23 protein-coding genes and 1 pseudogene are annotated in these 25713 nt (G+C 54.2%); 16 read left to right on the top strand and 8 right to left on the bottom strand.

Annotation, left to right across the window (positions count from 1 at the left end; genetic code table 11):
* Window positions 1-311: 311 nt before the first annotated feature.
* The 3 genes from H8B13_RS08770 (at window position 312) to H8B13_RS08760 (ending at window position 5071) form a co-directional block, all read left to right on the top strand.
* A complete protein-coding gene (locus tag H8B13_RS08770) occupies window positions 312-2756 on the top strand; it encodes an alpha/beta hydrolase family protein (RefSeq protein WP_187310435.1) in 2445 nt (814 codons plus the stop codon).
* 270 nt (window positions 2757-3026) lie between these two features.
* Window positions 3027-4337, top strand: a complete 1311-nt coding sequence (locus H8B13_RS08765; protein ID WP_187310434.1) for an LVIVD repeat-containing protein — start codon at window positions 3027-3029, stop codon at window positions 4335-4337.
* The gene (locus H8B13_RS08760; protein WP_187310433.1) at window positions 4337-5071 is read left to right on the top strand and encodes a hypothetical protein; all 735 of its coding nucleotides are present in this window, start codon (window positions 4337-4339) and stop codon (window positions 5069-5071) included. Before H8B13_RS08765 ends, H8B13_RS08760 begins: the two co-directional genes overlap by 1 nt.
* Here the strand turns inward: H8B13_RS08760 and H8B13_RS21180 are convergent.
* The 3 genes and pseudogenes from H8B13_RS21180 to H8B13_RS08745 form a co-directional block, all read right to left on the bottom strand.
* Window positions 5034-5705: pseudogene (locus H8B13_RS21180) on the bottom strand (DUF72 domain-containing protein). The gene H8B13_RS08760 and the pseudogene H8B13_RS21180 sit on opposite strands and share 38 nt — an antisense overlap.
* 282 nt (window positions 5706-5987) lie before the next feature.
* Complete coding sequence (locus H8B13_RS08750; protein ID WP_187310432.1) at window positions 5988-6479, bottom strand: DUF2243 domain-containing protein; 492 nt, start codon at window positions 6477-6479, stop codon at window positions 5988-5990.
* A complete protein-coding gene (locus H8B13_RS08745; RefSeq protein WP_187310431.1) occupies window positions 6472-6705 on the bottom strand; it encodes a hypothetical protein in 234 nt (77 codons plus the stop codon). The genes H8B13_RS08750 and H8B13_RS08745 overlap by 8 nt, the downstream gene beginning before the upstream one ends.
* A gap of 147 nt (window positions 6706-6852) precedes the next feature.
* On the opposite strand from H8B13_RS08745, the gene H8B13_RS08740 reads away from it, so the two are divergent.
* The 4 genes from H8B13_RS08740 (at window position 6853) to H8B13_RS08725 (ending at window position 11596) form a co-directional block, all read left to right on the top strand.
* Window positions 6853-7629, top strand: coding sequence for a PPK2 family polyphosphate kinase (locus tag H8B13_RS08740; protein ID WP_187310430.1), 777 nt, complete (start codon window positions 6853-6855; stop codon window positions 7627-7629).
* 155 nt (window positions 7630-7784) lie between these two features.
* The gene (locus H8B13_RS08735) at window positions 7785-8750 is read left to right on the top strand and encodes a 1-phosphofructokinase family hexose kinase (RefSeq protein ID WP_187310429.1); all 966 of its coding nucleotides are present in this window, start codon (window positions 7785-7787) and stop codon (window positions 8748-8750) included.
* Between the two features lie 25 nt (window positions 8751-8775).
* Window positions 8776-9177, top strand: a complete 402-nt coding sequence (locus H8B13_RS08730; RefSeq protein WP_187310428.1) for an NUDIX hydrolase — start codon at window positions 8776-8778, stop codon at window positions 9175-9177.
* 289 nt (window positions 9178-9466) lie between these two features.
* Window positions 9467-11596, top strand: a complete 2130-nt coding sequence (locus tag H8B13_RS08725; protein WP_187310427.1) for a prolyl oligopeptidase family serine peptidase — start codon at window positions 9467-9469, stop codon at window positions 11594-11596.
* An 85-nt stretch (window positions 11597-11681) separates the two neighbouring features.
* On the opposite strand, the gene H8B13_RS08720 is transcribed toward H8B13_RS08725, so the two are convergent.
* The 3 genes from H8B13_RS08720 to H8B13_RS08710 form a co-directional block, all read right to left on the bottom strand.
* On the bottom strand, window positions 11682-12695 hold the full coding sequence (locus H8B13_RS08720) for an NADP-dependent oxidoreductase (protein WP_187310426.1): 1014 nt from the start codon (window positions 12693-12695) through the stop codon (window positions 11682-11684).
* 242 nt (window positions 12696-12937) lie between these two features.
* Entirely contained in the window at window positions 12938-13450 is a 513-nt protein-coding gene (locus tag H8B13_RS08715) for an ExbD/TolR family protein (RefSeq protein WP_187310425.1), read from the bottom strand.
* 82 nt (window positions 13451-13532) lie between these two features.
* Window positions 13533-15266 (bottom strand): tetratricopeptide repeat protein, encoded by a 1734-nt coding sequence (locus H8B13_RS08710; protein WP_261990292.1) that lies wholly within the window; start codon window positions 15264-15266, stop codon window positions 13533-13535.
* A 406-nt stretch (window positions 15267-15672) separates the two neighbouring features.
* Between H8B13_RS08710 and H8B13_RS08705 the strand changes: the two genes are divergently transcribed.
* The 4 genes from H8B13_RS08705 (at window position 15673) to H8B13_RS08690 (ending at window position 19410) form a co-directional block, all read left to right on the top strand.
* Window positions 15673-16443 carry a DUF3891 family protein gene (locus H8B13_RS08705; protein ID WP_187310424.1) on the top strand — a complete coding sequence of 257 codons (771 nt, stop codon included), beginning with the start codon at window positions 15673-15675 and terminating at the stop codon, window positions 16441-16443.
* Window positions 16444-16708: 265 nt separating this feature from the next.
* The gene (locus H8B13_RS08700; RefSeq protein WP_187310423.1) at window positions 16709-17500 is read left to right on the top strand and encodes an SDR family NAD(P)-dependent oxidoreductase; all 792 of its coding nucleotides are present in this window, start codon (window positions 16709-16711) and stop codon (window positions 17498-17500) included.
* Window positions 17501-17608: 108 nt separating this feature from the next.
* The gene (locus H8B13_RS08695) at window positions 17609-18202 is read left to right on the top strand and encodes a hypothetical protein (protein ID WP_187310422.1); all 594 of its coding nucleotides are present in this window, start codon (window positions 17609-17611) and stop codon (window positions 18200-18202) included.
* Between the two features lie 161 nt (window positions 18203-18363).
* Complete coding sequence (locus H8B13_RS08690) at window positions 18364-19410, top strand: DUF2268 domain-containing putative Zn-dependent protease (RefSeq protein ID WP_187310421.1); 1047 nt, start codon at window positions 18364-18366, stop codon at window positions 19408-19410.
* 42 nt (window positions 19411-19452) lie between these two features.
* Here the strand turns inward: H8B13_RS08690 and H8B13_RS08685 are convergent, their stop codons facing one another.
* Entirely contained in the window at window positions 19453-20223 is a 771-nt protein-coding gene (locus tag H8B13_RS08685) for a DUF72 domain-containing protein (protein ID WP_187310420.1), read from the bottom strand.
* Between the two features lie 298 nt (window positions 20224-20521).
* A complete protein-coding gene (locus tag H8B13_RS08680) occupies window positions 20522-21394 on the bottom strand; it encodes an AraC family transcriptional regulator (protein WP_222841384.1) in 873 nt (290 codons plus the stop codon).
* A 71-nt stretch (window positions 21395-21465) separates the two neighbouring features.
* Here H8B13_RS08680 and H8B13_RS08675 point away from each other — a divergent pair, with 71 nt between their 5' ends.
* From H8B13_RS08675 to H8B13_RS08655, 5 genes are all read left to right on the top strand, one after another.
* On the top strand, window positions 21466-22035 hold the full coding sequence (locus H8B13_RS08675; protein WP_187310419.1) for a sugar O-acetyltransferase: 570 nt from the start codon (window positions 21466-21468) through the stop codon (window positions 22033-22035).
* A 329-nt stretch (window positions 22036-22364) separates the two neighbouring features.
* On the top strand, window positions 22365-22715 hold the full coding sequence (locus tag H8B13_RS08670) for a cyclophilin-like fold protein (protein WP_261990291.1): 351 nt from the start codon (window positions 22365-22367) through the stop codon (window positions 22713-22715).
* Window positions 22716-22794: 79 nt separating this feature from the next.
* Entirely contained in the window at window positions 22795-23562 is a 768-nt protein-coding gene (locus H8B13_RS21015; RefSeq protein ID WP_222841383.1) for a cupin domain-containing protein, read from the top strand.
* Window positions 23563-24069: 507 nt separating this feature from the next.
* Window positions 24070-24714 carry a (2Fe-2S)-binding protein gene (locus H8B13_RS08660; RefSeq protein ID WP_187310417.1) on the top strand — a complete coding sequence of 215 codons (645 nt, stop codon included), beginning with the start codon at window positions 24070-24072 and terminating at the stop codon, window positions 24712-24714.
* 12 nt (window positions 24715-24726) lie between these two features.
* Window positions 24727-25707, top strand: a complete 981-nt coding sequence (locus tag H8B13_RS08655; RefSeq protein WP_187310416.1) for an FAD binding domain-containing protein — start codon at window positions 24727-24729, stop codon at window positions 25705-25707.
* Window positions 25708-25713 lie beyond the last annotated feature (6 nt).

The raw sequence follows: 25713 nt of genomic DNA, 5'->3' as shown, positions 1-25713 counted from the left end.
GCGCCTTAGACACTTATAGTTGCCTGGGCCTCACCCCCGCCCCTCTCCTAGGGGAGAGGGGAGCCAGCCGCTCGGCCTGCGCAGCAGCGTCGGCTACCGCCTCCGCAACTGCTACCATTATTTAAAAGAATCAAGTGGGCACTTTCAGTAACCTTCATTGTAATGCCACAACGGTAGTAGTGCTTGAGGCAATAGCCGAAAGCGCTGCGTAGCACGACTGATGCTAGGATCCCCTCTCCCCTAGGAGAGGAGCTGGGGGCGAGGCAGCCAAACCTTCTTATCTTACGACTGCCAATCCAACCCTTCAATCCATGAAAAAACTCTTCTTTCTAGGAGTCGTGTTCCTCAGCCACTTGTCGGTGCAGGCGCAGGACTTGACGTACCAAACGCCCCCCAAGGCCATTGCCGATCTGGTGGACGCGCCCATAACGCCCCGCGTGAGCATCGCCGCCAATGGCAAGTGGATGCTGCTCCTAGACGTGCAGGACTTGCCCAGCATCGCCGACCTGTCCCAACCAGAACTGCGGATTGCGGGCCTGCGCCTGAATCCGCGCACTAATGGGCCCAGCCGCGTGAGCTATTCGACCGCTCTGAAGCTGAAGCGCCTTTCGGGCGGAGCCGAAATCCCGGTGAAAGGTTTGCCCACGCCGGCCAAAATCAGCGAGGTTAGCTGGTCGCCGGATGACAGCAAGATTGCCTTCGCCCTCACCACGGAGGCCACGGCCGCCGCTGGGGGGCAAATTCAGCTTTGGGTGCTAGATGTAGCCACCGCTACCGCCAGCCAGATTCCGGGTGTGCGCCTGAACAGCGTGTTTGGCACTGCCTACCGCTGGCTGCCCGACAACCAAACCCTGATTGCCCGCACTGTGCCCGCCAACCGGGGCCAGGTACCCGATATTACGGCTGCGCCTACGGGACCTATCGTGCAGGAAAATGTAGGCCGCACTGCTGCTGCCCGCACCTACCAAGATTTGCTGAAAAACCCCACTGACGAGAAGATTTTCGACTACTACGCCACTACTCAGCTCATGAAAGTGAGCCTAGATGGCAAAACCCAGCCACTGGGTCAGCCCGGTGTGATTCAGGGGGCTTCGCCCTCACCCGACGGCAAGTATATTCTGGTAGAAACCCGCCACCGGCCTTACTCCTACCAGCTCACAGTAGGTGATTTTCCAGTGAAGGTGGATGTGCTGGATTTATCGGGCAACCTGGTAAAGTCGATAGCTGACTTGCCATTGGCCGACAACGTGCCCACCAGCTTCGATGCCGTGCCTACGGGCCCACGCAACCATGACTGGCGCGACGACGCTCCGGCTACTATTTATTGGGTAGAAGCGCAGGACGGCGGCGACCCTAAAAAGGAGGCCCCCATCCGTGACAAAGTGCTGGCTTTAGACGCGCCCTTCAGCGCGGCGCCTAAGGAAGTAGTTGATTTGCCATTGCGTTACCGGGGAATCAGATGGGGCAACAACACGACGGCGCTAGTAAGCGGCGGCCGCTGGTCTGACCGCAAAGTGATGACTTGGGTATTTAACCCAACCACCAAAGCGGCCCCCACCGTCCTCTTCGATCGTTCCTCCCAAGACACCTACAACGACCCTGGCACACCTTATATGAAGCCAAATGCCGCTGGCCGTTATGTGCTGGCCCTTGGCGGCGCTGATAAGCAGACTATTTACTTGCTCGGTGAAGGCGCTTCGCCCGAAGGCAACCGGCCTTTTGTGGATCAGCTGAACCTAAAAACCCGCAAAACAGAGCGTTGGTGGCGCTCGGAGGCTCCTTTCTATGAGGTGCCCGTTGATATTCTTGATGTTGATAAGCGTCTGCTGGTTACGCGGCGCGAATCGGTGGAGCAGGCTCCGAACTACTTTTTGCGCGATGCGAAGAAGAAAAACAAGCTAACGGCGCTGACTAGTTTTCCGAACCCCTACCCCGCACTGGGCACGCTCAAAAAGCAAGTTCTCCAGTACAAGCGCGCCGATGGCCTGCCACTCACTGCAAATCTGTATTTGCCCCCCAATTACAAGAAAACCGACGGTCCGCTACCAACCTTGCTCGAAGCTTACCCCGCGGAGTACAAGGACAAAAGCACCGCTGGCCAGGTAAAAGGCTCCCCTTACACCTTTACTCGTCTGACGTGGGGCTCCCCTATTTTCTGGGTAACGCAAGGCTATGCCGTGCTGCAAAACACCTCCATTCCGATTGTGGGCGAAGGTGATGCGCAGCCTAATGACACCTACATCGAGCAATTGGTAGCCGGCGCAAAGGCCGCCATTGAAGAGGGCCAGCGCCTGGGCGTAGTTGACCATAAGCGCGTGGGCGTAATGGGTCACTCCTACGGCGCTTTTATGACCGCTAATTTGCTAGCTCACAGCAACTTGTTCAAAGCTGGCATTGCCCGCAGTGGCGCCTACAACCGCACACTCACACCGTTCGGCTTTCAGGCCGAAGAGCGCACCTATTGGGAGGCGCCGCAGGTATACGATAAGATGTCGCCCTTCACGGCTGCTAACAAAATCAAGACGCCTATTCTGCTCATTCACGGCGAGGCCGATAATAACTCCGGCACCTTCCCCATCCAAAGTGAGCGGTTTTACAACGCCCTGAAAGGTCACGGCGCTACGGCCCGTTACGTCGTGTTACCATTTGAGTCGCATGGCTACGCGGCCCGCGAGTCCATCATGCACATGCTGTGGGAAATGGATTCATGGCTGAATAAATATGTGAAAGAAGCGCCGGCCGCACCCGTGAATTAAGCACGACGCGTTGCAGCTTTTACAAAAAAGAACCGCGCCAATGGCGCGGTTCTTTTTTTGCCTGGTTTTTCTAATTGCCAGCCATGCAGAGCGGTAGCGAAGCATGACATAAATGACCGCGAGCGAGGAACACCTTAGCATAGCATTCATTTTTTCGCAAAAACCATTGCAACCTTTTTATACCCTAGTGGCTCCACTAAATGAAGGCGCGGCTCCGCTTTTGCGCTTCGATTCTATACTTCATTCTTTCACATTAAGCTACCTATTGCAATGGCCAGATTTTACAATTACCTGCTTAGTTGCGCTTTGCTACTTGGCTTGGGCGCATGCTCCGACGACTCCGCTGAAGAGCCACTACCGGGGCAAATGATAGACGCTCGTTTTGGCACTAGCTATATCCAGATGGCGTATTGCCCCCAGCTGATGTCGCGGTCGGTGCTGGAGCAGTCGGTAGCCGCGAGGCCGCCTCAGGCCATGCACAACACCGGCAAAATTTATCTGAAAGACCAATATGTATATGTGAATGAGCGGTTTGAAGGCGTACACGTAATTGATAATCAGGACCCCAAAAACCCGCGTATCGTCAGCTTTCTGCGCATTCCGGGCAACGTAGACATTGCTATCAAAGGCAACCTGCTTTACGCCGACAACGGTCCTGACTTGGTTACCATTGATATCAGCAACCCGTTGGCAGTGCGCGTAACCAGTCGCGTGCGCGATGCTTTCCGCGAGTTGCCTATGCCCGAGCCCCTACCCTTACACTCGGATTGTGCCGCCACCGGGCGCCCCGAAAATACAGTAGTAGTAGGCTGGCAGAAAAGAACAGACACTCTTGACTATGCTTCCTCTCCCCGGTGGTGGAACTTCGGGCCACTGAGTGCGTCCAATGATGGGGCCAGATTTAACTCGGCTCCTAGCGCCGGCGGTACCGGCAAAGCTGGCTCGCTGGCCCGGTTTGCAGTGCTCGACAACACGCTATACACTGTTGATGAGCAAAGCCTACGCCTCTTCAGCTTGAATACGCCCACTACGCCTACTGCGGGCCCGAAAGTAAACCTGCAAATTGGCGTCGAAACCATATTCCCCAAAGACCATTACCTCTTTCTGGGCACCCAGCGCGGCATGTATATTTTTGATGTAGCCACGCCACAGGCCCCACGCCAGGTATCGTATTATCAGCATGTCGTGAGCTGCGACCCCGTGGTGGTCGATGACCGCTATGCTTACGTTACGCTGCGCAGCGGACGGTTCTGCGGGGGCGGCCCCAACCAGCTCCAAGTTATTGACCTAACCGACCTGAGCAAACCAACGCTGGCCCGCTCCTACGGGATGACTGGTCCGCAAGGTCTGGGTGTGGATAACAACCAGCTCTTCGTATGCGACTTCGATGGTCTAAAAACCTTCGATACAAGCAAAGCACCGCTACTCACGCAAAAGCAGCACTACAAAGTATCCGTAACTGATGTAATTCCTAACGGTGGCAACCTGTTGGCTATTGGCTCCGAGGGCCTGTATCAATACAGTTATGCCGGTGCCCAATTACAGCAGTTGAGCTTGCTACCTATCACGCCTAAGCCGTAATGAACGCTACCGCTAAAAATTGCCCCCCAGCCTCTCGCTGGGGTGGCCCCTTGCTGGTGCTAGGTATGCTGGGGCTAAGTTTTACGGCTGGGGGGCAAAATTTGCCCCCCAGCCGTTCACTAGCGCTTAAGGTTGCGCCTCAACACTTGGTAATGAGTGGCTACTGGCTGGAGGCTGAGCTTCAACGCGCACGCCAGTCGAATCAAAGCTTCACGCTTACGCCTCAGTTCTACAGCGGCCCCGCCGGCAGCCCCAATGATGGACCAGCTCCTACGAACCAAGAAGAATCGGTGCGCGGCGTTGGGGTGCAGGCCCAGCATCGGTTGTATGTGTTGCCCGGCAAAGCTGCCTACCAAACGGGTCTCTACGTCAGCTACGGGCCGCATGTGCAATACTTTGAAATGAAGCTGCGCGGGGAAGGCTGGCGCGAAGTGCCAGGGCCCGGCGACCTGCCTTACCTTGAATACGGACCCGTACATTCTAATACCAAGCTCACGCGCTATGGCGCGTCCGTACAGGTAGGCTACCAAGCACCTTTGCCCCCCGGCCCCGTTTTCGTCGACTTATTCGTAGGTCTTGGCTGGCGCGACAGCCACGCTGAATCAGGTAGTGAAGGCAATAAATACCGCTCCGGCTCCTCCAATTATGGTCATCGTGGCTTTTATTTCCCAGCAGGCGTCAAGATTGGCGTAGCTCTCAGCGCCCTGCGCCCACGTACTGTTGCAGCCATGTAGCATCGGCAATGGCCGAGCCGCAAATGTCGTTATTGAGGTATAGATATGCCTCCTGCACGTGGGTAGCAGCCGCTACTTCGGCCGCTATCCGCTGCAAGGCTTCCGGGCAGTAGGGCGAGTGATACAGCGCGGGCACCCCGTGCAGGCGGTAGTAAAGCACCGGCGTATTAGCCACTATTTCAACGGACAGGAGCGGGTGGCTTTGTCCGCAGCTGCTGCTGCGTCCGCAGAAGCTGCTGCCGCGGCGGGCCAGGGTTTGGTACACCTCCCCAATCCACCAGCTCGCGTACCGAAACTCCAGCACATTGGTAAACTTGGGGTGCCGGCTTTACACAATACGGTGCAGCCGCTCACCGGAATACGCTAGGCGGGGCGGGAGTTGGAACAAAATCGGCCCAAGCTTTTCGCGCAAGCCTTCCTGCGCCGTGCCGTAGAAATCAGCCAACAACTGTGCTACGTCGTTGAACTGTTTGTAATGCGTAATCAAGCGGGAAGCTTTCACGGCGAAGCGAAAGTCGGCGGGGCTGCTTTGGCACCAATTCTCTAGGAAGGATAGCTGCGGAAAGCGGTAAAACGTCACGTTCAGCTCCAGCGTCCGAAAGTGCTGGCTGTAGTAGTCAAACCACCGTTTCATCGGCAGCTTTTCGGGATAGAAAACGCCCCGCCAAGAACGGTAATGGTAGCCCGAACAGCCGATGTGCCAAGCAAGCATAACGTATTGATTTATACAGTAATAATTTATGCAGTTTATTAACGAACCCGACCTACAATTCTCGTATCATGCCGAGCACAGCGAAGCATCTCGCGTGCTGATGTGAGGTTACCACTCCCGCATCAGCACGCGAGATGCTTCGGCTCCGCCTCTGCATGACGGGCGAGAGGTAGTCCGGGCGAGTGTGGTTGAGACTATATTAGGTTATAGCTCTCCACGCACGGCTGTATCTGTCTGCCCCGCCTTAATTAACAGCCAACCAAGTAGTATCTGCAAGGCGCCAAAGGCCAGAAAACCTAAGTCCCAAGGCAATTTGTCGTCGACGTACTCGCGCACGTGGTGCAGGCCTAATAGCTGGTGGTCGATTATACCTTCAATCACATTAAACAAGCCCCAGCCCAGCACCAATGCGCCCCCAAATGTGCGGCCGGACCACGGCACATCGGGTCGGCGACCGGCGGCCCAAAGCATGCGCAGCCCCACAGCCGTCATCACCCACACGGCGGCGTGAAACATGCCATCCCAGTACATATTGGCTTTGGCAGTAAACAGCGTGTTGGGGGGATATTTAGCGGAGAGCATGTTGTGCCACTGCAAGATCTGGTGCAGCAGAATGCCATCTACAAAGCCCCCCAGGCCAGCGCCCATCAGTACTCCGGCCGCAATTAGTGGAGTTCGGTGTAGGTGTTCAGCCATGCGTAGGTGGGGTTAAAAAATAGCGTTTGATATCGGCGGCAAAGTAGAGCCCGATGCCGCCCACCAGCAGAATGCCGATTGGTAAAAGCAATAGCAGTAGATTACCAGTGTACTCGGGGGTGTGAATGGTGGCCTGCACGCGGGGCCGACAAACGCGACAGGCCCAGGCAGCAGAACTGACCAGCCATAACGCCCACGTTAGCAACCCAACAAAAAAGTTTTTCATCTGGGGGGCTTTTTTACGCTTACTTCACCACTACCCTAGCGACCTGCCCAAGCCTACGTTGAGCAAAAAGCCAGAGTTGTTAGGGTTCAGCTTAGCACCTGAGCTAGTTGCGCGTACCCACACAAGCAATTGCACCACCTCCATCCGATGAAAACTCCTGCTGCTTACAACCTGCTTAAGGTTTCCTCCCAGGCACCGGAGAGCATTTACAAAGAAGACGCCGAGCGTGAGCTGGAGCGCATGCAGCAGGATCTGGATGCGCTTCAGTACCGGCTGTACGCCGAAAACCGCCGGAGCGTGCTGGTAATATTGCAGGGCATGGACGCCAGCGGCAAAGACGGCCTGATTCGGCGGGTATTCAGCGGCATCAATCCGCAGGGCGTGAATGTGCACTCCTTCAAAGCGCCCACCGCCGACGAGCTGGCCCACGATTTTCTGTGGCGCGTGCACCTCCACGCCCCGCGCGACGGCATGATTCAGGTGTTCAACCGCTCTCACTACGAAGATGTGCTCATCACCCGCGTGCTGGGTACAGTGGACGACAAGGAAGCCAAACACCGCTTCGAGACTATCAATGCATTTGAGCAAATGCTCCAGCAGTCCGGCACAACGATACTTAAATTTTATCTGCACGTATCGGAAAAGGAACAGCGCGAGCGACTAACCGAACGTGTGAAGGATCCGGCCAAGCAGTGGAAATATGAGGCTGGCGATGAAGAAAAAGCCAAACAATGGCCCGAGTACCGCATCGTGTACGAAGACGTTTTCCGCCATTGCAGCCCCAAATCGTGCCCTTGGATTATTGTGCCCTCCGACCAGAATTGGTACAAAGCTTATGTAGTAGCCAAAACGCTGCACCACACCCTAAAAGAAATGAACCCCCAGTTTCCGCCCGCTAAGGCCGAAATGCGCAAGCAGAAGTAACTCGTGGCATAACACTGCGCTTCTACCTAGGTTAGAAGCGATTACGATACCTTGAAAACAGGCATAGCGCAACCCGAAGCCCTGAGGTCAGTAAACGGGTAGTGACTGTTAGCCGAAGTATTTTCGAGCAAGCAATTGGCCCTGACTCTTTCCTCATGAAATCTAAATCTATAGTTACGCTCACCCTAAATCCCACGGTAGACAAGAGCACTTCCGTCGACAAGATTGTGCCTGAGCATAAGTTGCGCTGCGCTGCGCCCAAATTTGAACCCGGTGGCGGCGGCATCAACGTGTCGCGGGCCTTGCGGCGCTTGGGCAGCGACTCGATGGCGGTATTTCCCGCAGGCGGGCCCATTGGCTCGCTGCTGCAACATCTTCTCACGGAGGAAGGCATTGCACAACAACTCATTGAGACGGTCAGCTGGACGCGCGAAAACTTTATCGTAGTCGATAATTCTTCCAACCAGCAGTACCGTTTTGGCATGCCGGGTCGCGAGTTGTCATTGGCGGAGCAGCAACGCGTTCTGGATGTGCTGAAGGCCATCTCGCCGCGTCCCGAATTTCTGGTTATCAGCGGCAGTTTGCCCCCCGGCGTCGAGCCCGATTTCCTGGTGACTATTGTGCGGGCGGCCAATCAAGCGGGGGTCAAAGTGGTGGCTGACACCTCCGGTCCAGCTCTTGAGCGCTTAGTGGAAGCCGGCGGCTTGTACCTGATTAAGCCCAATCTGGGTGAGCTGTGCAAGCTGGTGCGCCTGCCTGAGCTGGACAGTGCCTGCGTGGCCGGAGCCGCCCGTGAGCTGATCGGTGATGGCAAATGCACGCTAGTAGTGGCTTCTATGGGTCCGCAGGGCGCCTGTCTCGTTTCCCAAGAACTGGTGGACCACGTACCGGCGCCTGCCGTCAAAAAACGCAGCACTGTAGGGGCCGGCGATAGTATGGTGGCCGGTATGGTGCATGCCCTGTCTGCTGGGCTGCCGCTACGCGAAGTGGTACGTATGGGCGTAGCTTGCGGCACGGCGGCTACCATGAATCCGGGCACCGAGCTATTCCGCAAAAGCGACGTAGACAAGCTGTACAACTGGCTACTCCAAACCATGCCGATGGTCAATGCAGTAAGCTAGCTCCGACGTAAAAAAGCCCCCCAGCATGCCCTTAATCGATAAAATAGCCTGGCTGCACCTAGACGAGGGCAGACTACTAAGCACGCGCAGCTATGGCAAAGACCGCTACTATATTCCGGGCGGTAAGCGCGAAGCCGGCGAAACCGATGAGCAAACCCTGTTGCGCGAAATCAGAGAGGAATTAACAGTCGAGTTGATGCCGGAAAGCTTGGCGTACCGAGGCACGTTTGAAGCGCCCGCGCACGGCCACGCGCCAGACGTGGTTGTGCGCATGACCTGCTACGGCGCCCACTACCACGGCCACCTTCAGCCCGCCGCCGAGATTGAAGAAGTAGTCTGGCTCACGTACCAAGACCGCCCGCACGTATCAGCCGTCGATCAGCTGATTTTTGACTGGCTCAAAGACCAGAAACTACTGGCTGATTAATCAGTTTTCATTATGCTAAAAAACTCCAAAGGCCCGGAGCTTCCCGCCTGGGTATTCCTCCTGATTCGCTTCGGCTCGCTGGCTCTGGTAGCAGTAGTTGCCTACTTCGTTTTCAGATGCAATAGCTAGCTCTTGAACTGGGAAAATGGATAAGATTACCTCAACTGTATAGAGGTTCAGCTACGCAGCTATTTTGCTGGTTGTAGCTAGGAATGAAACTTCTAAGTGGCAAAAACTGCTTTACATCCAGTATTTTACCGGAAGTTATTGCTCACCAAGCCTCCACATAATGAAACTAATTCTTCCCTCATTGGCTGCCTTGCTGCTCGGTAGTCAGGCGTACGCGCAAGGCACTCTAAAAACACTGCCTTATCCGCAAACCAAAAAAGTAGACACCGTCACTACTTATTTCAACACCAAAGTAGCCGACCCCTATCGGTGGCTGGAAAATGATCAGGCTGCTGACACTAAGGCGTGGGTGGAAGAGCAGAATAAAGTAACCCAGAATTATCTCTCCCAAATTCCCTACCGCGACGCTATTCGCAAGCGCCTCGAAACGCTGTGGAATTACGAGAAATACACTGCTCCTTTTAAGGAAGGGAAGTACATGTATTTCTCAAAAAACACGGGTCTGCAAAGTCAGTTTGTGCTCTACCGCCAGCTTGGCGAGGGTGGCACGCCCGAAGTATTCCTCGATCCCAACAAGTTTTCGAAAGACGGCACCACCTCGCTGGCGGGCATTAACTTCTCAAAAGATGGCAGCCTGGCCGCTTACCAAATCTCGGAAGGCGGCTCCGACTGGCGCAAGGTTATCGTGCTGAAAACGGCCGACAAATCGATTGTCGGTGACACGCTGAAAGACGTGAAGTTTTCTGGCTTGGCCTGGAAAGGCAACGACGGCTTTTACTACAGCAGCTATGACAAGCCCAAGGCGGGTAGCCAGCTGGCCGGCCTCACTCAATATCACAAGCTATTTTACCACAAGCTCGGCACGCCTCAATCGTCGGATAAACTCGTATTTGGCGGCGACAAAACACCGCGTCGCTACATCGGCGCTAGCCTCACCGAGGATGAGCGTTTCCTAGTCATTACAGCTGCTAATACGACTACCGGCAACGAGCTGTATATGCAGGATTTGAGCAAGCCAAATAGTGCTATTGTGCAGGTGGTAAGCGACGAGAAAAATGAGCACAATGTACTGGACAATGTGGGGGGCAAATTATACATCTACACCAACCTGAACGCGCCTAATTTTAAGGTCGTAACGGTAGATGCTGCTAACCCAAAACCTGCCAACTGGAAAGACCTGATTCCAGAAAATAAAAACGTACTCAGCGTTTCGACTGCCGGCGGAAAAATTTTCGCTAACTACCTGAAAGACGCCACTTCGCTGATTGAGCAGTACGATATGAACGGCAAAAAAGAGCGTTCTATCGCTCTGCCCTCCGTAGGTTCAGCCGACGGTTTCGACGCCAAGAAAGAGGAGAAAGTAACGTACTACACGTTCAATTCATACATCTACCCGCCCACCATTTTCAAGTACGATATTGCGTCGGGCAAATCCACCGTTTTCAAGAAATCTGGAGTGAAGTTTGACCCGTCGAAGTACGAGTCGAAGCAGGTATTTTATACCTCGAAAGACGGCACCAAAGTACCCATGCTCATTACGCACAAAAAGGGACTGGTGCTGAATGGTAAAAACCCCACGCTGCTCTACGCTTATGGCGGCTTTGGCGTGAATATTACGCCCGGTTTTAGCACGTCCAATATTGTATTGCTGGAGAACGGCGGCATCTATGCTGTGCCCAACCTGCGCGGCGGCGGTGAGTACGGCGAAACCTGGCATCAGGCCGGCACCAAGCTCAAAAAGCAGAACGTATTCGACGACTTTATTGCTGCCGCCGAGTACCTAACGAAGAACAACTACACTTCTAAAGAATACCTCGCTATTTCGGGTGGCTCCAACGGTGGCCTGCTCGTAGGTGCTGTCATGACGCAGCGCCCTGACCTGTGCAAAGTTGCTTTCCCCGCGGTGGGCGTAATGGACATGTTGCGCTATAACCAGTTCACCGCCGGCGCAGGCTGGGCCTACGACTACGGCACCGCTCAGGATTCCCAGGAGATGTTTGAGTACCTCTACAAGTACTCGCCCTACCACGCCCTGAAACCCGCCGCTTACCCCGCCACCTTGGTCACCACTGCCGACCACGACGACCGGGTAGTGCCCGCGCACTCCTTCAAGTTTGGCACCCGCCTGCAGGAAATGCAGAAAGGCCCGGCGCCCGTGCTCATCCGCATCGAGACCAAAGCTGGCCACGGCGCGGGCCGCTCTACAGCTCAGGTCATCAGCGAGCAGACCGATAAATGGGCGTTCATGTTCCAGAACATGGGCGTGCCATATTCGGCGGCTACTAATTAGCAGCATTGAATAAAAGCCTAAAAAAGCCCCCCAGAAGTATTTCTGGGGGGCTTTTTTAGGCTTTTGTTTAGCAGGTTTATTCGGCTTATCTGCTTGTGTGGTCTGCCACCTTCACAACTGCTTTGCCTGTGTTTTCACCATGAAACAGGCCCAGGAAAGCTGCTGGCAGCTGGTCGAAACCTTCGGTGATAGTTTCCTGGTATTGTAAGTGGCCCTGCTGATACCATTGTGAGAGCTGCTGCATAGCTTCCGGCCACCGGGGCAGATAGTCGCTGACGATAAAGCCTTGCAGGCGGGAACTGGTCACGAGCAGCTTACCTTCGGGGCGTGGCCCTACGGGCACTTCCGTGGCATTGTAGTTCGAGATCTGGCCGCACAGAGCAATGCGCGCATGCTTGTTGAGCAGATTATAGATTGCGTCGCTGATGGTGCCACCCACGTTATCGAAGTAGCAATCCACGCCGTTGGGGGCGGCTGCGGCCAGGGCCTGGGCCATGTCGGGGGTGGTTTTGTAATTGATGGTTTCGTCGAAGCCCAGCTCTTTGAGGTAAGCCAACTTTTGGTCGGAGCCGGCGATGCCAATCACGCGGCAGCCTTTGATTTTGGCTATTTGCCCCACCACAATCCCCACGGCTCCGGCCGCGCCCGATACCACCACGGTTTCGCCCGCTTTGGGCTGGCAGATGTCCAACAGCCCGAAATAAGCCGTGATGCCCGGCATTCCAAGCAGGCCCAGGTAATAGCTCAGAGGCGCCTGATCCGCTGGAATCGGCTGCAAGCCGCGCCCGTCGGACAGGCTGTACTCCTGCCAGGGCAATGAGCCCAGCACTATGCTGCCCACCGGCAGCTTCCGATGCTGGCTTTCTACCACTTCGGCAACTACAGCGCCCTCCATGGGTTGGCCAACCTCAAACGGGGGCACGTACGATTTGCCCTCGTTCATGCGGCCACGCATGTACGGATCAACGGAAACATAGAGCGCCTTGAGTAACACCTGACCTTCCTGGGGCGGCGGCACATCAATGGTTTTGAAGGTAAACTGAGCGGTCGTTGGCTCACCTTTCGGGCGGCTGGCGAAAAGAATAGTTTGGCTTTGCATAGCAGATTAGAGAGAGTGGAGAGGCATAAAAAAAGCTCCCCAATAGAATCTAATACGGCAGAAAAGCACTTGCAGACAAATATTCAATCGAAACAAGGCTGCGCGGTTGTGATTGCTCGCACCTGAAAGGGGAATGATGAAACAAGGGTCAAGCTCATACAGCGTCATTGATTTACCCAACTACTAAAAAGCCCCTAATAATTAGTTCTGGGGGGCTTTTTTTGACTTTTACTTTAGCTTCTTTACAAAGCCTTCAACTTCAGCAATTCAATATCTATTGCATCTAAATCAACTAGCGCGTATTTCTTCTGATTAGAGATTTTCATCTCATCTAGTACATCCACCATATCCTTGTACTTGGCATCTGGGGTTGTCTTGATGAGCACAACGGGACACGAGCTTTCCTTCTGTAAATTCAGCAGCACTTGCCGCAGCCCTTCTGAGCCAAGGTTTGTCGTATGTACTTCGGGGGTGAAATCAAAGCTATTTAGCCCGAAGAAGTAATGTATTTGATGATTTCTCCCTATAATAACAGTGACTACACTTCCGTGGCAGGCAAATGAATATTCATCTGTCGGCTTTGGTCGCACAGGCATTGCCAGTTCTATTAGAGTGGGCTTGGCAAAGTCTGCGGCCATGATAAAAAACGTCACCAGCATAAAGCCCAACCCTACCATAGGGGTCATGTCGGGAATAAGCTTGCTGGTGAATCTGCGGCAGCGCTTGATGGGGCCGTTGATGGTAGTGTCAGCCATAAAACAGCGGGATATAGTAAAATTCTAATGTAGCAACGCCGCTGTCTTCGTTCTTATTGCTGCTCCTGTTTCTCCCGTGCAGTTATTGTGCTACCGATGCAATCAGCTTTGTATCGGCCCAATGCCAGGCTTCGTCCAGCTGCTGCTTCGTTTGCTGCGCTTTGGCCTTGTTTTTTGCGCCCAGATAAGCCTGATACAGCCCCGACAAAGCCCAGCCATTATGTGGCAGCCGCTCCAGATCCTGCTCATAGACCGCAATAGCTTCCTTGTATTGCTTATCAGCGAGCAGTACGGCGCCCAGTTGGTGCCGAACCGAGAAAAACCAATCGGGGGGCTCGTTGTATTTGAGCGCGTCTTCCAGCGCTACGGCTTCGCGAAGCACGGCAATACTTTGCGCGTGTTTGCCTTCCCCGTGTAAAATGGCGCCATCCAGCTCGCGTTGGGCAATTTCAGTAATGGCGCGCATGGAGTTGATACCAAACAGAACTGCCTTTAAAGTGGTATCCTGGCCGAGCACGCGCAGTTGTTCTAGCTCGCGGCGCGCGTTTACGGTGTTCTTCATGCCTACCCACGCCATGCCCCGGGCGTAGTGCCGGATAGCTTGCGGATACACCATCGTCGTGTCGAAGTTTTTCATGGCCAGCACCTCGTCCCAGCGCCCAAACTTTACGGCCACATTGTAGGGGATGGTGTAAAAATGCTGCAATGACGGCCCCAGCACTGGGTTTTTCATCAACGGCTTGCTTACATGGGCGGCCAGCTTGGCGGCTCCGCGCAGGGCCAGCCGGCTGTTGCCCTCCAGCGTAGCCGTGGCCGTCAGGAAGTGGTAGTTGTGCGGATGATAAGCCAGCGGATAAGCGCCCTGGGCGTGGCAGGCGACCGTGTAGCTGCTATCGGCCTGTAGCGCTTCCAGATTAGCGAGCGTGCCCTGGTGGTAAGCGCCGGTGCGGATGTAGGTGTGCGAAGGCATATGCAGCAGATGCCCCGCACCGGGCACCAGGTGGGTCAACAGGTCGGCGCTTTTATTGGCCGCCTCGGGATGAGTGGAGGCCTCGGTGGCGTGAATGTAGAAATGGTTGGCGCCGGCGTGGTTTGGATGACGCTTCAGCACTTGCTCCAAAGTGCTTACAATTTCGGCGGTCCAGGGCTGGGGCTGACCGTTTTTCTGCCAGATGTCCCACGGGTGTAGGTTCATCACGGCCTCGGCATACATGGCCCCAATATCCGGGTCATCAGGAAATTGCTGATACACCGTTTTGAGGGCCGCCGCATATGCTTGGTCGTAGCTCGACCTATCCGTGACCGGGGCGGGCGGGTAGCGCTTCACCAATGCCCCAATGAGCGCTTTCTCTTTCGGACTGGCAGTTGCCGCCAACCGCTTCGCTTTCTGCACCGCCTCATAGGCCCGCTTGAAATTATCGGGCTCCATGCCCGCGTTGTAATTGGGGCCTAGCACGTAGCTAAAGCCCCAGTAGCCCATAGCGCAGGTAGGATCCTGGCGGGTAACTTCGTGAAACGAGCGGGCTGCCTCGGCGTGGTTGAACCCGTAAGCCAGCATCAGCCCTTGATTGAAGTACTTGATGGCTTCCGGATTTTTAGAGCTAATCGGGAAGGCAATTCCCTCCAAACCCGGCAGCTGGGGGGCTTTTTTGCCTGATGCGTACCAAGCCGTATCCACTACAACGGGTGGCGCGCACATGGTAACTGTAACGGGCTGCGAGGCCGGTGAAACCCGACGGGCAGTTTGCTCCTTGGTGGTGCAGCCAGCCCCTATTCCCAGCGCTACAAGACCGGTAAAAATGGTATATCTTAACATACAACTCCTTGTTAAAATGAGACATGCCCGGAGGCTACACAGCCATTTGCGCCGCTGGGGGGCTTTTTTCAGAATCCGCCAAATGCGCGTTCCCAAAATCAGCGACACAATCCTCTCTTGATCAGCAGTGAATGACGTATTATTAATTTACGAAACGTCGTAATTATCTGCAATAGAGCACACTGCAAACTCTCCAGCTACTACTCTTGAATCACGCTTGATGGAGCTTGCCACCAGCCTGATAACCGGCAAATAGTTTGGCGCACCTCTTATGGTAGCGCTTGCAACTGCCCTGTTTCTTCTCTAGCTTACTACTACATCCACGCGCTCTGCTTGCCGACAGCCTCGTCGCGCGTGGCTTGCGACAGCCCACTCCTGCTGTCATTCATTCGCTTTTCTCCTGACTATGATTGTTCGAGAAACGCCCTCCAGCTTTACCTGCATCGGCCAGCACGACCACGCTCATATTTCCGGGGTCATGGCCGATCATTGGCTGGGCGTGTATTTTGGCGATGCATCGCGGCGAGATGATGTGACGCTGGCCGTGTATGAGCACGACCGGGCCTGGATTCCGCTGGATGCCGAGCCGCTCTGGAACGAACAGACGCAGGCGCCCTACTCCTTTCTCGACTTCCCGCCCGCGCCCCGCCTCCATCACTACGAGCAGGGCATCACGGAACTAGAAAACCTTTCGCCTTACGCGGGCCTGCTGTCCAGCCTGCACTATACTGGCTTTCCTGAAATGGCCAAACTAGCGGCGGGCCGAGAATTTCTGCAAAAAGAGGCAGGCCGTCAGCAGCGGCTCCGGCGGCAGCTGGGAATCAATGCCTCGGGGCAGCCCACCCTCGATTTTCATGTGCAGCTGCTTAAATTCCTCGACCGGTTGTCGCTCTACCTATGTATGAACGAGCCGGGCGCAGACAAAGAGCACGAGCACCCCTGGTACAAAGGCGGCATTCCCTTCTCCGACTACTTCGACTTCACCGACCACCAGCTGATCCAAACCAAATGGGCTTCCAAGACCCAAGTGCAGGTCGCGCCGTTTCCGTTCGATGAGGCCTTTTGCGTGACGCTGCCTTACAAAGAGCTGCGCAAAAATGAGTTGTCAGACGTTGGCTTAGCGGAGTGCTTTCAACGTGCTCCCATCCAGAAAATGCAGGTCTGGATTACGGAGTAAATATCCAGGCCAAACCAATGCCTGGGGGGCTTTTTTGCTCGCTTCGTTGGATAAAAAGAAAAGGCGGCGCGATTCGCAAAAAATCTAATCTCCCTTTTCCTGTCCTAAACCGAGCCTATTGAAGCAAGGAAATGCGGATTAAAGGCCAAAATCCTGTTGATAAACACTAGCACATTCTCGCCTCACCAAGCCACCTTTCTCAAATTACTTTGTCTGTTTATCAGTATCTTAAGGTTTAATAATTCACCCTAACCCCCTTTCAATCATGAACGACCAAACCGCTTTAATTACTGGTGCCTCCAGCGGCATTGGTTTCGAGCTGGCCCGGTGCTTCGCACGCGATGATTACCGCGTCGTGCTGGTTGCTCGCCACCTCGATGAGCTTAAGGAGGCGGCCCGCCTGCTTCATCAGGAATTCGGAGGTGTTGACATTGTACTGCTGCCTTTCGACCTGAGCAATCCGCAAACTCCGGAGCTGATATTTGCCGAAACCAACGAGCGGGGTCTGCAAATTGACGCCTTGGTGAACGATGCTGGCTTCGGCGAAACCGGCTACTTCACCGACACTGATATGGATACCGAGCTGAACATGATTCAGGTGAATGCGGCCTCGCTCGTGCACCTGACCAAGCTGTATCTGCGCGGTATGGTGGAGCGCAACTACGGCCGCATTTTGCAGCTGGGTTCTATTGCTTCTTTCTCGCCCAGCCCCTGTCAAGCCGTGTACGCCGCCACCAAGGCCTTCGTACTCAGCTTCACCGAGGCCGTGCAGCACGAGCTGAAGCAGCAAAAATCGGCCGTCACGATGACCATTCTGTGCCCACCGCCCACCGATACCAACTTCTTCCACGTGGCCCACGCCGAGCATACCCGCGCCGCCAGCCACCCTGCCTCGGCCCGCGAAGTGGCCGAAGGCGGCTACGACGACATGATGGAGGGCGAAGCCCGCTCGCTGCCCACCGTCAGCGCCAAATTCAACTTTTTCTCCAGCCTGGTTCTCCCCGACTCCATGCTGGCTACCCTGATGAACACGCAGTTACAAAGTGCCAGACGCTAAACCAACCCTCCGCTAAAAACGCCTCCCAACCAATTCGGCCGGGGGGCGTTTTTATTTGTGCCGAAGGCTCACGCAAGCCTGCGCATCACTAGCTACTATTTGAAAATAATGGATACCGATACCCCGCGCATTTTTTCCGCCGATACGGAGGAGGCCTTATGGCAGCAGGTGACTGCCGATATACAGCAGCAAAGCGAGCTGTTTGAATATGATGTAGAGCTGGTGCAGGCGGACTACCGCATGCGGATGGCCATCGAGATTGACCTGGGGGGCGGTTTTGAGGGCGGTTTTGAAACCACTGCGTTTACCGCTTTAGTCCCCAACCACACGCCCCTGCGCTTTTCCATGCACGAGCAGGACTGGGTGCATGAGATTGGCAAACTACTCGGCCTCACCGACATAGAGCTGGGCGACCCCGAGCTGGACGCCACCTTTATCATCACCACCAACAGCGCCGAGGTGCTCCGCGACCTGCTGCTTTCCGACCCTGAATTGCGCCAAACGCTGCTGCGCCACTCTACGGCGCGCCTGGCCTTGGCTCCTACCTCCGAAAGCCCCGCCGCCGAAGTTTATCTAATGTTCACCAAGGACGCCGCTATTATAGATCCGGCCGAGCTGCGCGAAGTGTATCATCTCATGATCACCTTGTTGCAGAAGATAATGACCTTATCTATTCCCGCTCCTGACGCACCGGTTCAGTAAGCGCTAACTGTATTTCCAGCTGCTTTTTGCTCCCTTTGACAGGAAGCTGACTGGTCATGCGCTAGGCTGATCTGCGGTGAGCTGAACAAGCTGTATAAACCACTCGCGTGTATTGACTAAAGTGAGTTGAAAGGATAATTTAGCAGTATATCCTCTCCGCTATGCTCTCTTTTCTTCCCACTCCTGTTGTCAATACTGTCGCTGTTGGTTTCAGCCTTTTGCTTGGGTTGCATCATTCAGCAGCACTGCCTCCCGTTAGCCCTAGTGTTTCAGTTAGTACTTCTTTGCCAGCGGCTAGCACCCTGTCTACGCCGGCGCCAAGCTACACGGTCATTGACCTGATGCCGGACTTCTGGAAATTCTGGCAACAAGCCAAGGGCAAAGACGAGCAAACGCAGGTACAGCTGTTCCGGCAACTGGTCTCGAATCCTCATCCCGAAGTGTACAATAACAAGGTAATCGGCGGCAGCCCTGACAAAACGTTTGACGACGATCTGCCGCAACGCTACCCGAAGATACTGGCTCTGGTGCAGCCCAAAATAGCCATCGTGGAGCGCCTGTCGAAGCAAATTGGCAAGGACCTGCCGCGCTACGAAAGCCGCTTCCGCCAGACCTTCCCCGACCTGAACTATACCGGCCGCATCTATTTCATGTACTCGCTGGGGGGCTTTGATGGCGGCACGCGCACCATAGAAGGCAAGCAGGCCTTGCTGTTTGGCCTCGATATGATGGCGTACGTGTATGGCGACGAAGCCGACCCCGAGCCATTCTTCGACCACGAGCTATTCCATGTGTACCACTCACAGTTTATGGAAGAAGACGACCAGCTCATCGCGGCCCTGTGGCGGGAGGGGCTGGCTACCTACGTGGCGCATGCTCTGAATCCTAAAGCTGCGGGCGTCGGTTTGTTTGGTCTGCCGCGCAATACTCCTGCGCGCACCCAAGCCGATTTGCCCCGCTACGCCCGGGAATTGCACGCGGTATTAAGCTCTACTTCCAGCGAAGATTATGCGCGCTATTTTTTAGGTGGGCGAGATGAACAAGCGCCTACGCCTGCCCGCTCCGGCTACTATATCGGTTACCTCGTAGCCGAGAAGCTGGCCAAAAAGCATCCTTTGCAGGAGCTGGCTCACTCGCCTTTATCCAAGCTCCGCCCCGAAATTGAGCAGGCCCTGACTGAGCTGGAAGCGCAATCGGCCAATAAATAGTGTTTATCTATGCTTGTAGGTATAAAAAAGCCCCCCATCTTCTTAGTTAGCCTCAAGAGTCGGGTTTGCGCTACTTGCAGGCGCTACATTTAGTAGCTTTTGTAGCTGTTGCGCGTTCAGCACTCCGGCTCCGCCAATGCCGTTGTTGAAGTAGATATAGACTTCTTTCACCGTGGGCTCAGCCTGAATTTCCTGGGCCACGCGCTGCAAAAACGCCTCGTCGTACGGCGATGTGTACAGCACCGGCACGCCATGAAAGCGGTAGTACACTTGCGGCGTATTCACGATTACTTCATCGGGCAAGGCTGCCGGGTAGCTTTGCCCGCAAAATGTGATGCCGCGCTGCCCTAGCTCCCGTAGGATTTCGCCTTCCCACCAGCTTGGGTGCCGAAACTCCACCACATTGTGAAAATCAGGATCGAGCTGCTCCAGCATACGGCCTAGCAGCTCCTCCGTGTAGGCGGCTTTGGGGGGCAATTGGAACAGGATCGGCCCCAGCTTTTCGCCTAAGCCTTCGCGCACGGTGCCGTAAAAATCGGCCAACACGTGCGCGGCTTCGGCATTGAACTTCTTGTAGTGAGTTACGATGCGGGGGGCTTTCACGGCAAACCGAAAATCGGCGGGGCTCTGCGTGTTCCACGTCTCGAACACCTTCAACTTCGGCATGCGGTAAAAGGTCACGTTTACCTCCAGCGTATTGAATTGGGTGCAGTAATACGCAAACCACTTACGCGGCGGCAGACCTTCAGGATAAAAAACGCCTTTCCAGTCGCGGTAGGAAAAGCCAGAGCAGCCAATATAGTACGCAGGCATAATGAATAGAGTAGATGATGTTAACTTCTAGGTAATTCTTGTGGCCAGACCCACTGCTGGGAGTTGTGCAACAGCCACTAATTTTCCCGGACTGTTCTAGAAAGAATCCTACGCTGTGATATGCTCACTATTATGACTAATTCAAGTCGATTACAACCGTTTTTATGTTAAGCGGAGGGAGCAATTTCTTGCTTCTTGTTGCCGGGGCATTGGGAATCCGTTGCTCTAACATTATTGAAGTACATTGCAAGGTATCGGAGGTGCGGCTGATGACTTGTCACTGATTATAGTTTCCCCTCTAGTCCAATCTGCTTCGGTACTCACTTGGAGTAGCACCCAACAACTTTTTCACATAGCGGGTAAAAAACGAACGGCTGCTAAATTCCATCTCATCGGCAATTCCGGAAATAGTGAGGTTTCTGTTTTGCAAGAGGAGGAGGATGCGCTCCCTGGCGAAGCGTTGAATCCATTCAGAGGCTGTGACACCGGATGCCTTTTTGCAAATCTGGTTGAGGTATTTGGAAGTGATGTTCAACTGATCACTGTAAAACCCTACCTCACGCTCAGTTAAGCAATACTCCTGTACCAACTGCATGAATCGCTCATACAAGGTTCCGGTTTGCAGGGTGTGCTTCCGTCTTTCATACTCGTTGGCAAAGATGTGCCACATGTCGAGAATAAACAGCTGCATCTGCAAGTTCAGGGCTTCGTCGTAAAAGCGATGATCAGTTTCCGAAGCGCGGTCACTCAGCCATTTAAAGTTCGAAAGGATTTTCTGCCTGTCATTTTTGCCGTGCAGTGTTTTGACTGGATAAACCCTGGAATGCAACAGGGCATTAATACTCCAGCCTTGGTCGGGCATGTTGTTGTTCAAAAAATCTTTTTCCACCAGCAATACTGTTGCCTTAAAGCTTTTCGAAAGCTGCAAACCTGAAAGTCTGCTCTCGGCAAACCAAAACAAAAACTGCCCTCTCTCGCATTCCATCAGCTGATCATTGAACATAAACCTGATGCTTCCGCGATGACAGAATAAGTGGGTATGGTAAAGCCTTTCGAAATGACTGGGAAAGTCGTCCTTATCAGATATCACTAATAAAATGACTTTCGGCTGTGCTTCCTGTGGCATTGCATTGTATGGAGGCCTTCTGCTAGTATAGGTGATATTTGACATTATTGCAGAATAATGTGTAACAATTGAGAATTGATACCCTCTTAACTTTGTAATTATCAATTCGATACAGCATGAAAACTTCCGATAAAGATATTTTTGAACGATTGAGGCAAGGAGAAAAAATCAACCCGAATGATTCGCAGAGTGGCCGATTGCTGGAAGCATCCTATGCTACGATGGGCTTGGTTCAAAGAATGAATAATTCCAGCAACCCGGATGAGATCAGAAACTTTTTGGGTCAGATCACGGAAAGTGAAATTGATGCATCAACGGCTGTATTTCCACCCTTATACATCAATTACGGGAAGAACACTAAAATTGGAAAGAAGGTATTCATCAACTTTAGCTGCACCTTTTTAGACTTGGGGGGCATTACCATTGAGGATAATGTGCTGTTGGCGCCCGGTGTGAAGTTGCTTTCGGAAAGCCATCCGCTATCCTCCAGCGACAGGCTGTCGCTCGTGCCAAAGCCCATTCATATTAAGCGAAACGTTTGGATAGGCGCGGCGGCCACCATCTTACCTGGGGTCACCATCGGAGAAAATGCCATCGTGGCGGCGGGGGCAGTAGTTTCAAGGGATGTTCCGGCCAACACCGTTGTAGGCGGCATACCCGCCAAAATCCTTAGGGACATAGAATAGGCACACAGCAGCCAAGCCTACAGTACTGATAGTCATTCCAAAGGGCAGCCATGTCGATTTGTAGGACAGGCTGGAAGCAACCCCGTTTGGTGAACTAACGGCATTCCTCAGAGAATTCTACTTCGGAGCGATTTCCACTGCAAACAGCCCTAAAATGGAAGCATTAAATCAGCATCTCCGTCTTGTGCTCCAGAAACCCCAATGCCTGCGTCATTTTCCCTATGAAAATAGCCCCTCTTTTCCTTCTACTGCTCATCAGCTCGAATCTATTTGCCTGTATTAGTAATCAGAAAGAGCTTGTGGAGCCAGACACCCCAAATAGTGGGAATATGACCATACGGATAACAATTGGTCAGAGCGTATTTACGGCCACGCTCAATGACAATGCTACCGCAACGGCTTTCACAGCGAAGTTGCCGATGACCATTGACATGGTGGAATTGAACGGAAACGAAAAGTACGTTGACCTACCGTACAACCTGCCAACCAATGCCTCCAATCCCGGCGCCATCCAAAGCGGTGAGTTGATGCTATATGGTGCGAATACCCTGGTGCTTTTCTACAAAGGATTTTCTACCTCCTACAGGTACACCAGGCTAGGACGCATCCATGACGCTAGCGGCCTTGCTGCCGCATTGGGCTCCGCAAATGCAACGGTGACCTATGAACTGGAGCAATGAAGCAGACCGGCGAAGCTTTACTGGCCAGGCGCTTTTTAAGGTGTAGATCATACATACGCCATACCCCAAATAATATTTTATGAAGCAGCATAGCACGATCAAAGTAACAGTTGCAGCCTTAGGTGTACTGATGTTCTTGAGCCATTGTCAACAGCCAACGAAGGGCACTACCTCACAAGAAGAGCTGCAGGCCATCTTCCCGAAAGGTGAACTGGGACCGGCGGAAAACTTTACCGGCCAAGCCTGGAATACAGGCCTTGTAGCTAATGATTCTACGCTTAACATGGTGGTGGGTAATGTCTATTTTGAGCCTGGGGCCAGAAGCAACTGGCACACCCACCCGGCCGGGCAAATCCTGGTGATCACCGACGGGGAGGGATACCACCAGATAAAGGGCCAGATCCGTCAAACCCTCAAAAAAGGGGACGTGGTGCAGTGCCCGCCAAATGTGACCCATTGGCATGGGGCTAGCCCGGCGAAGGGCATGCAGCAACTATACATTATCCCGAATACCGAAAAAGGAATTGTGGAATGGCTGGCACCCGTGACCGATGAAGAATATAGTTCCCCAACAAGGCATGTTTCAAAAGCTGGTGAACGGGTTCTTCCGCACTTCATAGTACGTGGTACAAAAGACCTGATCGCAGATCACGCCATGGTGCAGCGCTATGACGATGTGTTAAAAGCAGCCGGGCAGCCGGCAAGCTATATTCAGGTGGAAGATGCAGGACACGCCTTTTTCGATTGGAAACCAGATGCAACAACGAGAGCAACTTTTGCCAGATATGGGGTGCCTTATGCCGCTCAAATGCAGAATTTCTTCAATGGCATATTCTCTAAAAGTTAATCATGTTGCAAAACGCTGGCCGTAGGCTGAACACCGGTTATTCGAGCCTCACCCCCGCCCCACTAGGGGAGCACTAGGGACCCGTTAGACTCCGATAGTCATCGAGGCGACCCCGTAGATTATCTAGGGGAGTTTTGCAACAGCCCCTCTTGCTCTGCTACTTATCATTTGCTGGTAGATTACCCGCCTCTCGTTTCCAGCGGGCGCTTGTGTGGCCAGAACGCTACGCACGCGTTCAGCTTCGTCTTGAATTAAGACTGGGGGGCTTTTTCATAGAAAATTACTCAGCCATTTACCAGCCTCCCCCGTAAAACTCACGGCTGAACCAAGCGAAAATTGGCTACTTCAGAGTATACTTAAGCTGTTTGGCGACGCCGACAAGCAACTGATGGATTCCGCGTCTCAGAAAGTTGCTACTTAGCTACTGGCGTCCTTGATTTATACAGAGCAATTTATACACTCTCAGTTAGCAAACTTTCTGCGCTGAGTTATTAACCTGACTACATCATGGCAGACGATAATCCGGAAATCAACCCCGCCGAACCCGGGGCTTCCCATAATGAGGCTCGGCGCACCTTCCTCAAACAGTCCTCCCTGCTCACGGCTATGACTTTTACGCCCGGCCCAATTGTGCAGGCCGCCGCGGCGCAGTTTGACGAAAAAGTAGCTGCGGCTTTCGAGAAAGTACCACTGAAGCTGGAAGTCAATGGCGTGAAGCACAAGCTTTCCGTAGAGCCACGCACCACCCTGCTCGATCTGCTGCGTGAACAGCTTCACCTCACCGGCACCAAGAAAGGCTGCGACTACGGGCAGTGCGGAGCCTGCACCGTGCATGTCGATGGAAATCGCATCAACAGCTGCCTCACGCTAGCCGTGATGCAGGAAGGCCGCAAGATCACAACCATCGAGGGCCTCGCCAACGGTGACAATCTGCACCCTATGCAGGAGGCATTTGTGAAGCATGATGGCTTTCAATGTGGCTACTGCACGCCCGGCCAGATTATGTCCGCAGTGGCTTGCATACGCGAGGGCCATGCCGGTTCGGAGGGGGAAATCCGGGAGTTTATGAGCGGTAACATCTGCCGCTGCGGCGCCTACTCCAACATTGTGGCGGCCATTCAGGAAGTGAAAAACGGCGGCCAAAAGGTCTAAAGCGCAGCAACTATGAATCAGTTTCAATACGTGCGGCCGACCAAGCAGAAAGCCGCCATCGACGCCCTGGCCCGCGACGCCAACGCCCAGTTTATTGCCGGCGGCACGAACCTCATCGATCTGATGAAGCGCGGCGTAATGGCCCCCCAGAAGCTTATCGACATCAATCGGCTGCCGCTCACTAAAATTGAAAGTCAGAACGGTAGCCTCCGCATTGGGGCCCTGGCTTTGAACGGCCCCGTGGCCGAGGATAAGCTGGTGCTGGAACGGCAGCCCCTGCTCGCTCAGGCCCTCAGTGCCGGCGCTTCGCCCCAACTGCGCAACATGGCGACGGTGGGGGGCAATATGCTCCAGCGCACCCGCTGTCCCTACTTCTACGACACGGCTCTGCCCTGCAACAAGCGCGAGCCGGGCTCCGGGTGCGGGGCGCTGGAAGGCTTCAACCGCATGCACGCCATCTTTGGCTTCTCGGATAAATGCATCGCCGTGCACCCCTCCGACATGAGCGTGGCCCTGGTGGCCCTGGATGCCACGGTGCTGGTAAGCGGCCCGAAAGGTGACCGGCGCATTCCCTTCAACGATTTTCACCGCCTGCCCGGCGACACGCCCCAACGCGACACCAACCTTGAACAAGGCGAGTTGATTACGGCTGTGGAGGTGCCCGATGGACCCTTCACTAAGCATGTGCATTATCAGAAAGTGCGTGAGCGCGCCTCCTACGCTTTTGCGCTGGTGTCGGTGGCCGCGGCCCTGAGCCTGGATGGCAACACCATTAAAGATGCACGGCTGGCAATGGGGGGCGTGGCGCATAAACCATGGCGACTAACGGATGCTGAAAAAGCGCTTATCGGCAAGCCCGCGACGGAGGAAACTTTCCGCCAGGCGGCGACAGTGGCCATGCAGGGCGCCAAGGCCTTTGAGCACAACGCTTACAAGCTAAAAATGGCCCCCAACGCTATTATTCAAGCCCTAAAAACCGCCGCGGCCGCCTAACCCCCC

Source organism: Hymenobacter sp. BT188 (assembly GCF_014333585.1).
Taxonomy (GTDB): domain Bacteria; phylum Bacteroidota; class Bacteroidia; order Cytophagales; family Hymenobacteraceae; genus Hymenobacter.
The sequence above is the reverse complement of the archived record's forward strand: the minus strand, read 5'-3'. Positions and strand labels throughout refer to the sequence as shown.

Coding starts and splice junctions, on each gene's coding strand:
- H8B13_RS08770 (WP_187310435.1), top strand. CDS start 312: ATGAAAAAACTCTTCTTTCTAGGAGTCGTGTTCCTCAGCCACTTGTCG.
- H8B13_RS08765 (WP_187310434.1), top strand. CDS start 3,027: ATGGCCAGATTTTACAATTACCTGCTTAGTTGCGCTTTGCTACTTGGC.
- H8B13_RS08760 (WP_187310433.1), top strand. CDS start 4,337: ATGAACGCTACCGCTAAAAATTGCCCCCCAGCCTCTCGCTGGGGTGGC.
- H8B13_RS08750 (WP_187310432.1), bottom strand. CDS start 6,479: ATGGCTGAACACCTACACCGAACTCCACTAATTGCGGCCGGAGTACTG.
- H8B13_RS08745 (WP_187310431.1), bottom strand. CDS start 6,705: ATGAAAAACTTTTTTGTTGGGTTGCTAACGTGGGCGTTATGGCTGGTC.
- H8B13_RS08740 (WP_187310430.1), top strand. CDS start 6,853: ATGAAAACTCCTGCTGCTTACAACCTGCTTAAGGTTTCCTCCCAGGCA.
- H8B13_RS08735 (WP_187310429.1), top strand. CDS start 7,785: ATGAAATCTAAATCTATAGTTACGCTCACCCTAAATCCCACGGTAGAC.
- H8B13_RS08730 (WP_187310428.1), top strand. CDS start 8,776: ATGCCCTTAATCGATAAAATAGCCTGGCTGCACCTAGACGAGGGCAGA.
- H8B13_RS08725 (WP_187310427.1), top strand. CDS start 9,467: ATGAAACTAATTCTTCCCTCATTGGCTGCCTTGCTGCTCGGTAGTCAG.
- H8B13_RS08720 (WP_187310426.1), bottom strand. CDS start 12,695: ATGCAAAGCCAAACTATTCTTTTCGCCAGCCGCCCGAAAGGTGAGCCA.
- H8B13_RS08715 (WP_187310425.1), bottom strand. CDS start 13,450: ATGGCTGACACTACCATCAACGGCCCCATCAAGCGCTGCCGCAGATTC.
- H8B13_RS08710 (WP_261990292.1), bottom strand. CDS start 15,266: ATGTTAAGATATACCATTTTTACCGGTCTTGTAGCGCTGGGAATAGGG.
- H8B13_RS08705 (WP_187310424.1), top strand. CDS start 15,673: ATGATTGTTCGAGAAACGCCCTCCAGCTTTACCTGCATCGGCCAGCAC.
- H8B13_RS08700 (WP_187310423.1), top strand. CDS start 16,709: ATGAACGACCAAACCGCTTTAATTACTGGTGCCTCCAGCGGCATTGGT.
- H8B13_RS08695 (WP_187310422.1), top strand. CDS start 17,609: ATGGATACCGATACCCCGCGCATTTTTTCCGCCGATACGGAGGAGGCC.
- H8B13_RS08690 (WP_187310421.1), top strand. CDS start 18,364: ATGCTCTCTTTTCTTCCCACTCCTGTTGTCAATACTGTCGCTGTTGGT.
- H8B13_RS08685 (WP_187310420.1), bottom strand. CDS start 20,223: ATGCCTGCGTACTATATTGGCTGCTCTGGCTTTTCCTACCGCGACTGG.
- H8B13_RS08680 (WP_222841384.1), bottom strand. CDS start 21,394: ATGTCAAATATCACCTATACTAGCAGAAGGCCTCCATACAATGCAATG.
- H8B13_RS08675 (WP_187310419.1), top strand. CDS start 21,466: ATGAAAACTTCCGATAAAGATATTTTTGAACGATTGAGGCAAGGAGAA.
- H8B13_RS08670 (WP_261990291.1), top strand. CDS start 22,365: ATGACCATACGGATAACAATTGGTCAGAGCGTATTTACGGCCACGCTC.
- H8B13_RS21015 (WP_222841383.1), top strand. CDS start 22,795: ATGAAGCAGCATAGCACGATCAAAGTAACAGTTGCAGCCTTAGGTGTA.
- H8B13_RS08660 (WP_187310417.1), top strand. CDS start 24,070: ATGGCAGACGATAATCCGGAAATCAACCCCGCCGAACCCGGGGCTTCC.
- H8B13_RS08655 (WP_187310416.1), top strand. CDS start 24,727: ATGAATCAGTTTCAATACGTGCGGCCGACCAAGCAGAAAGCCGCCATC.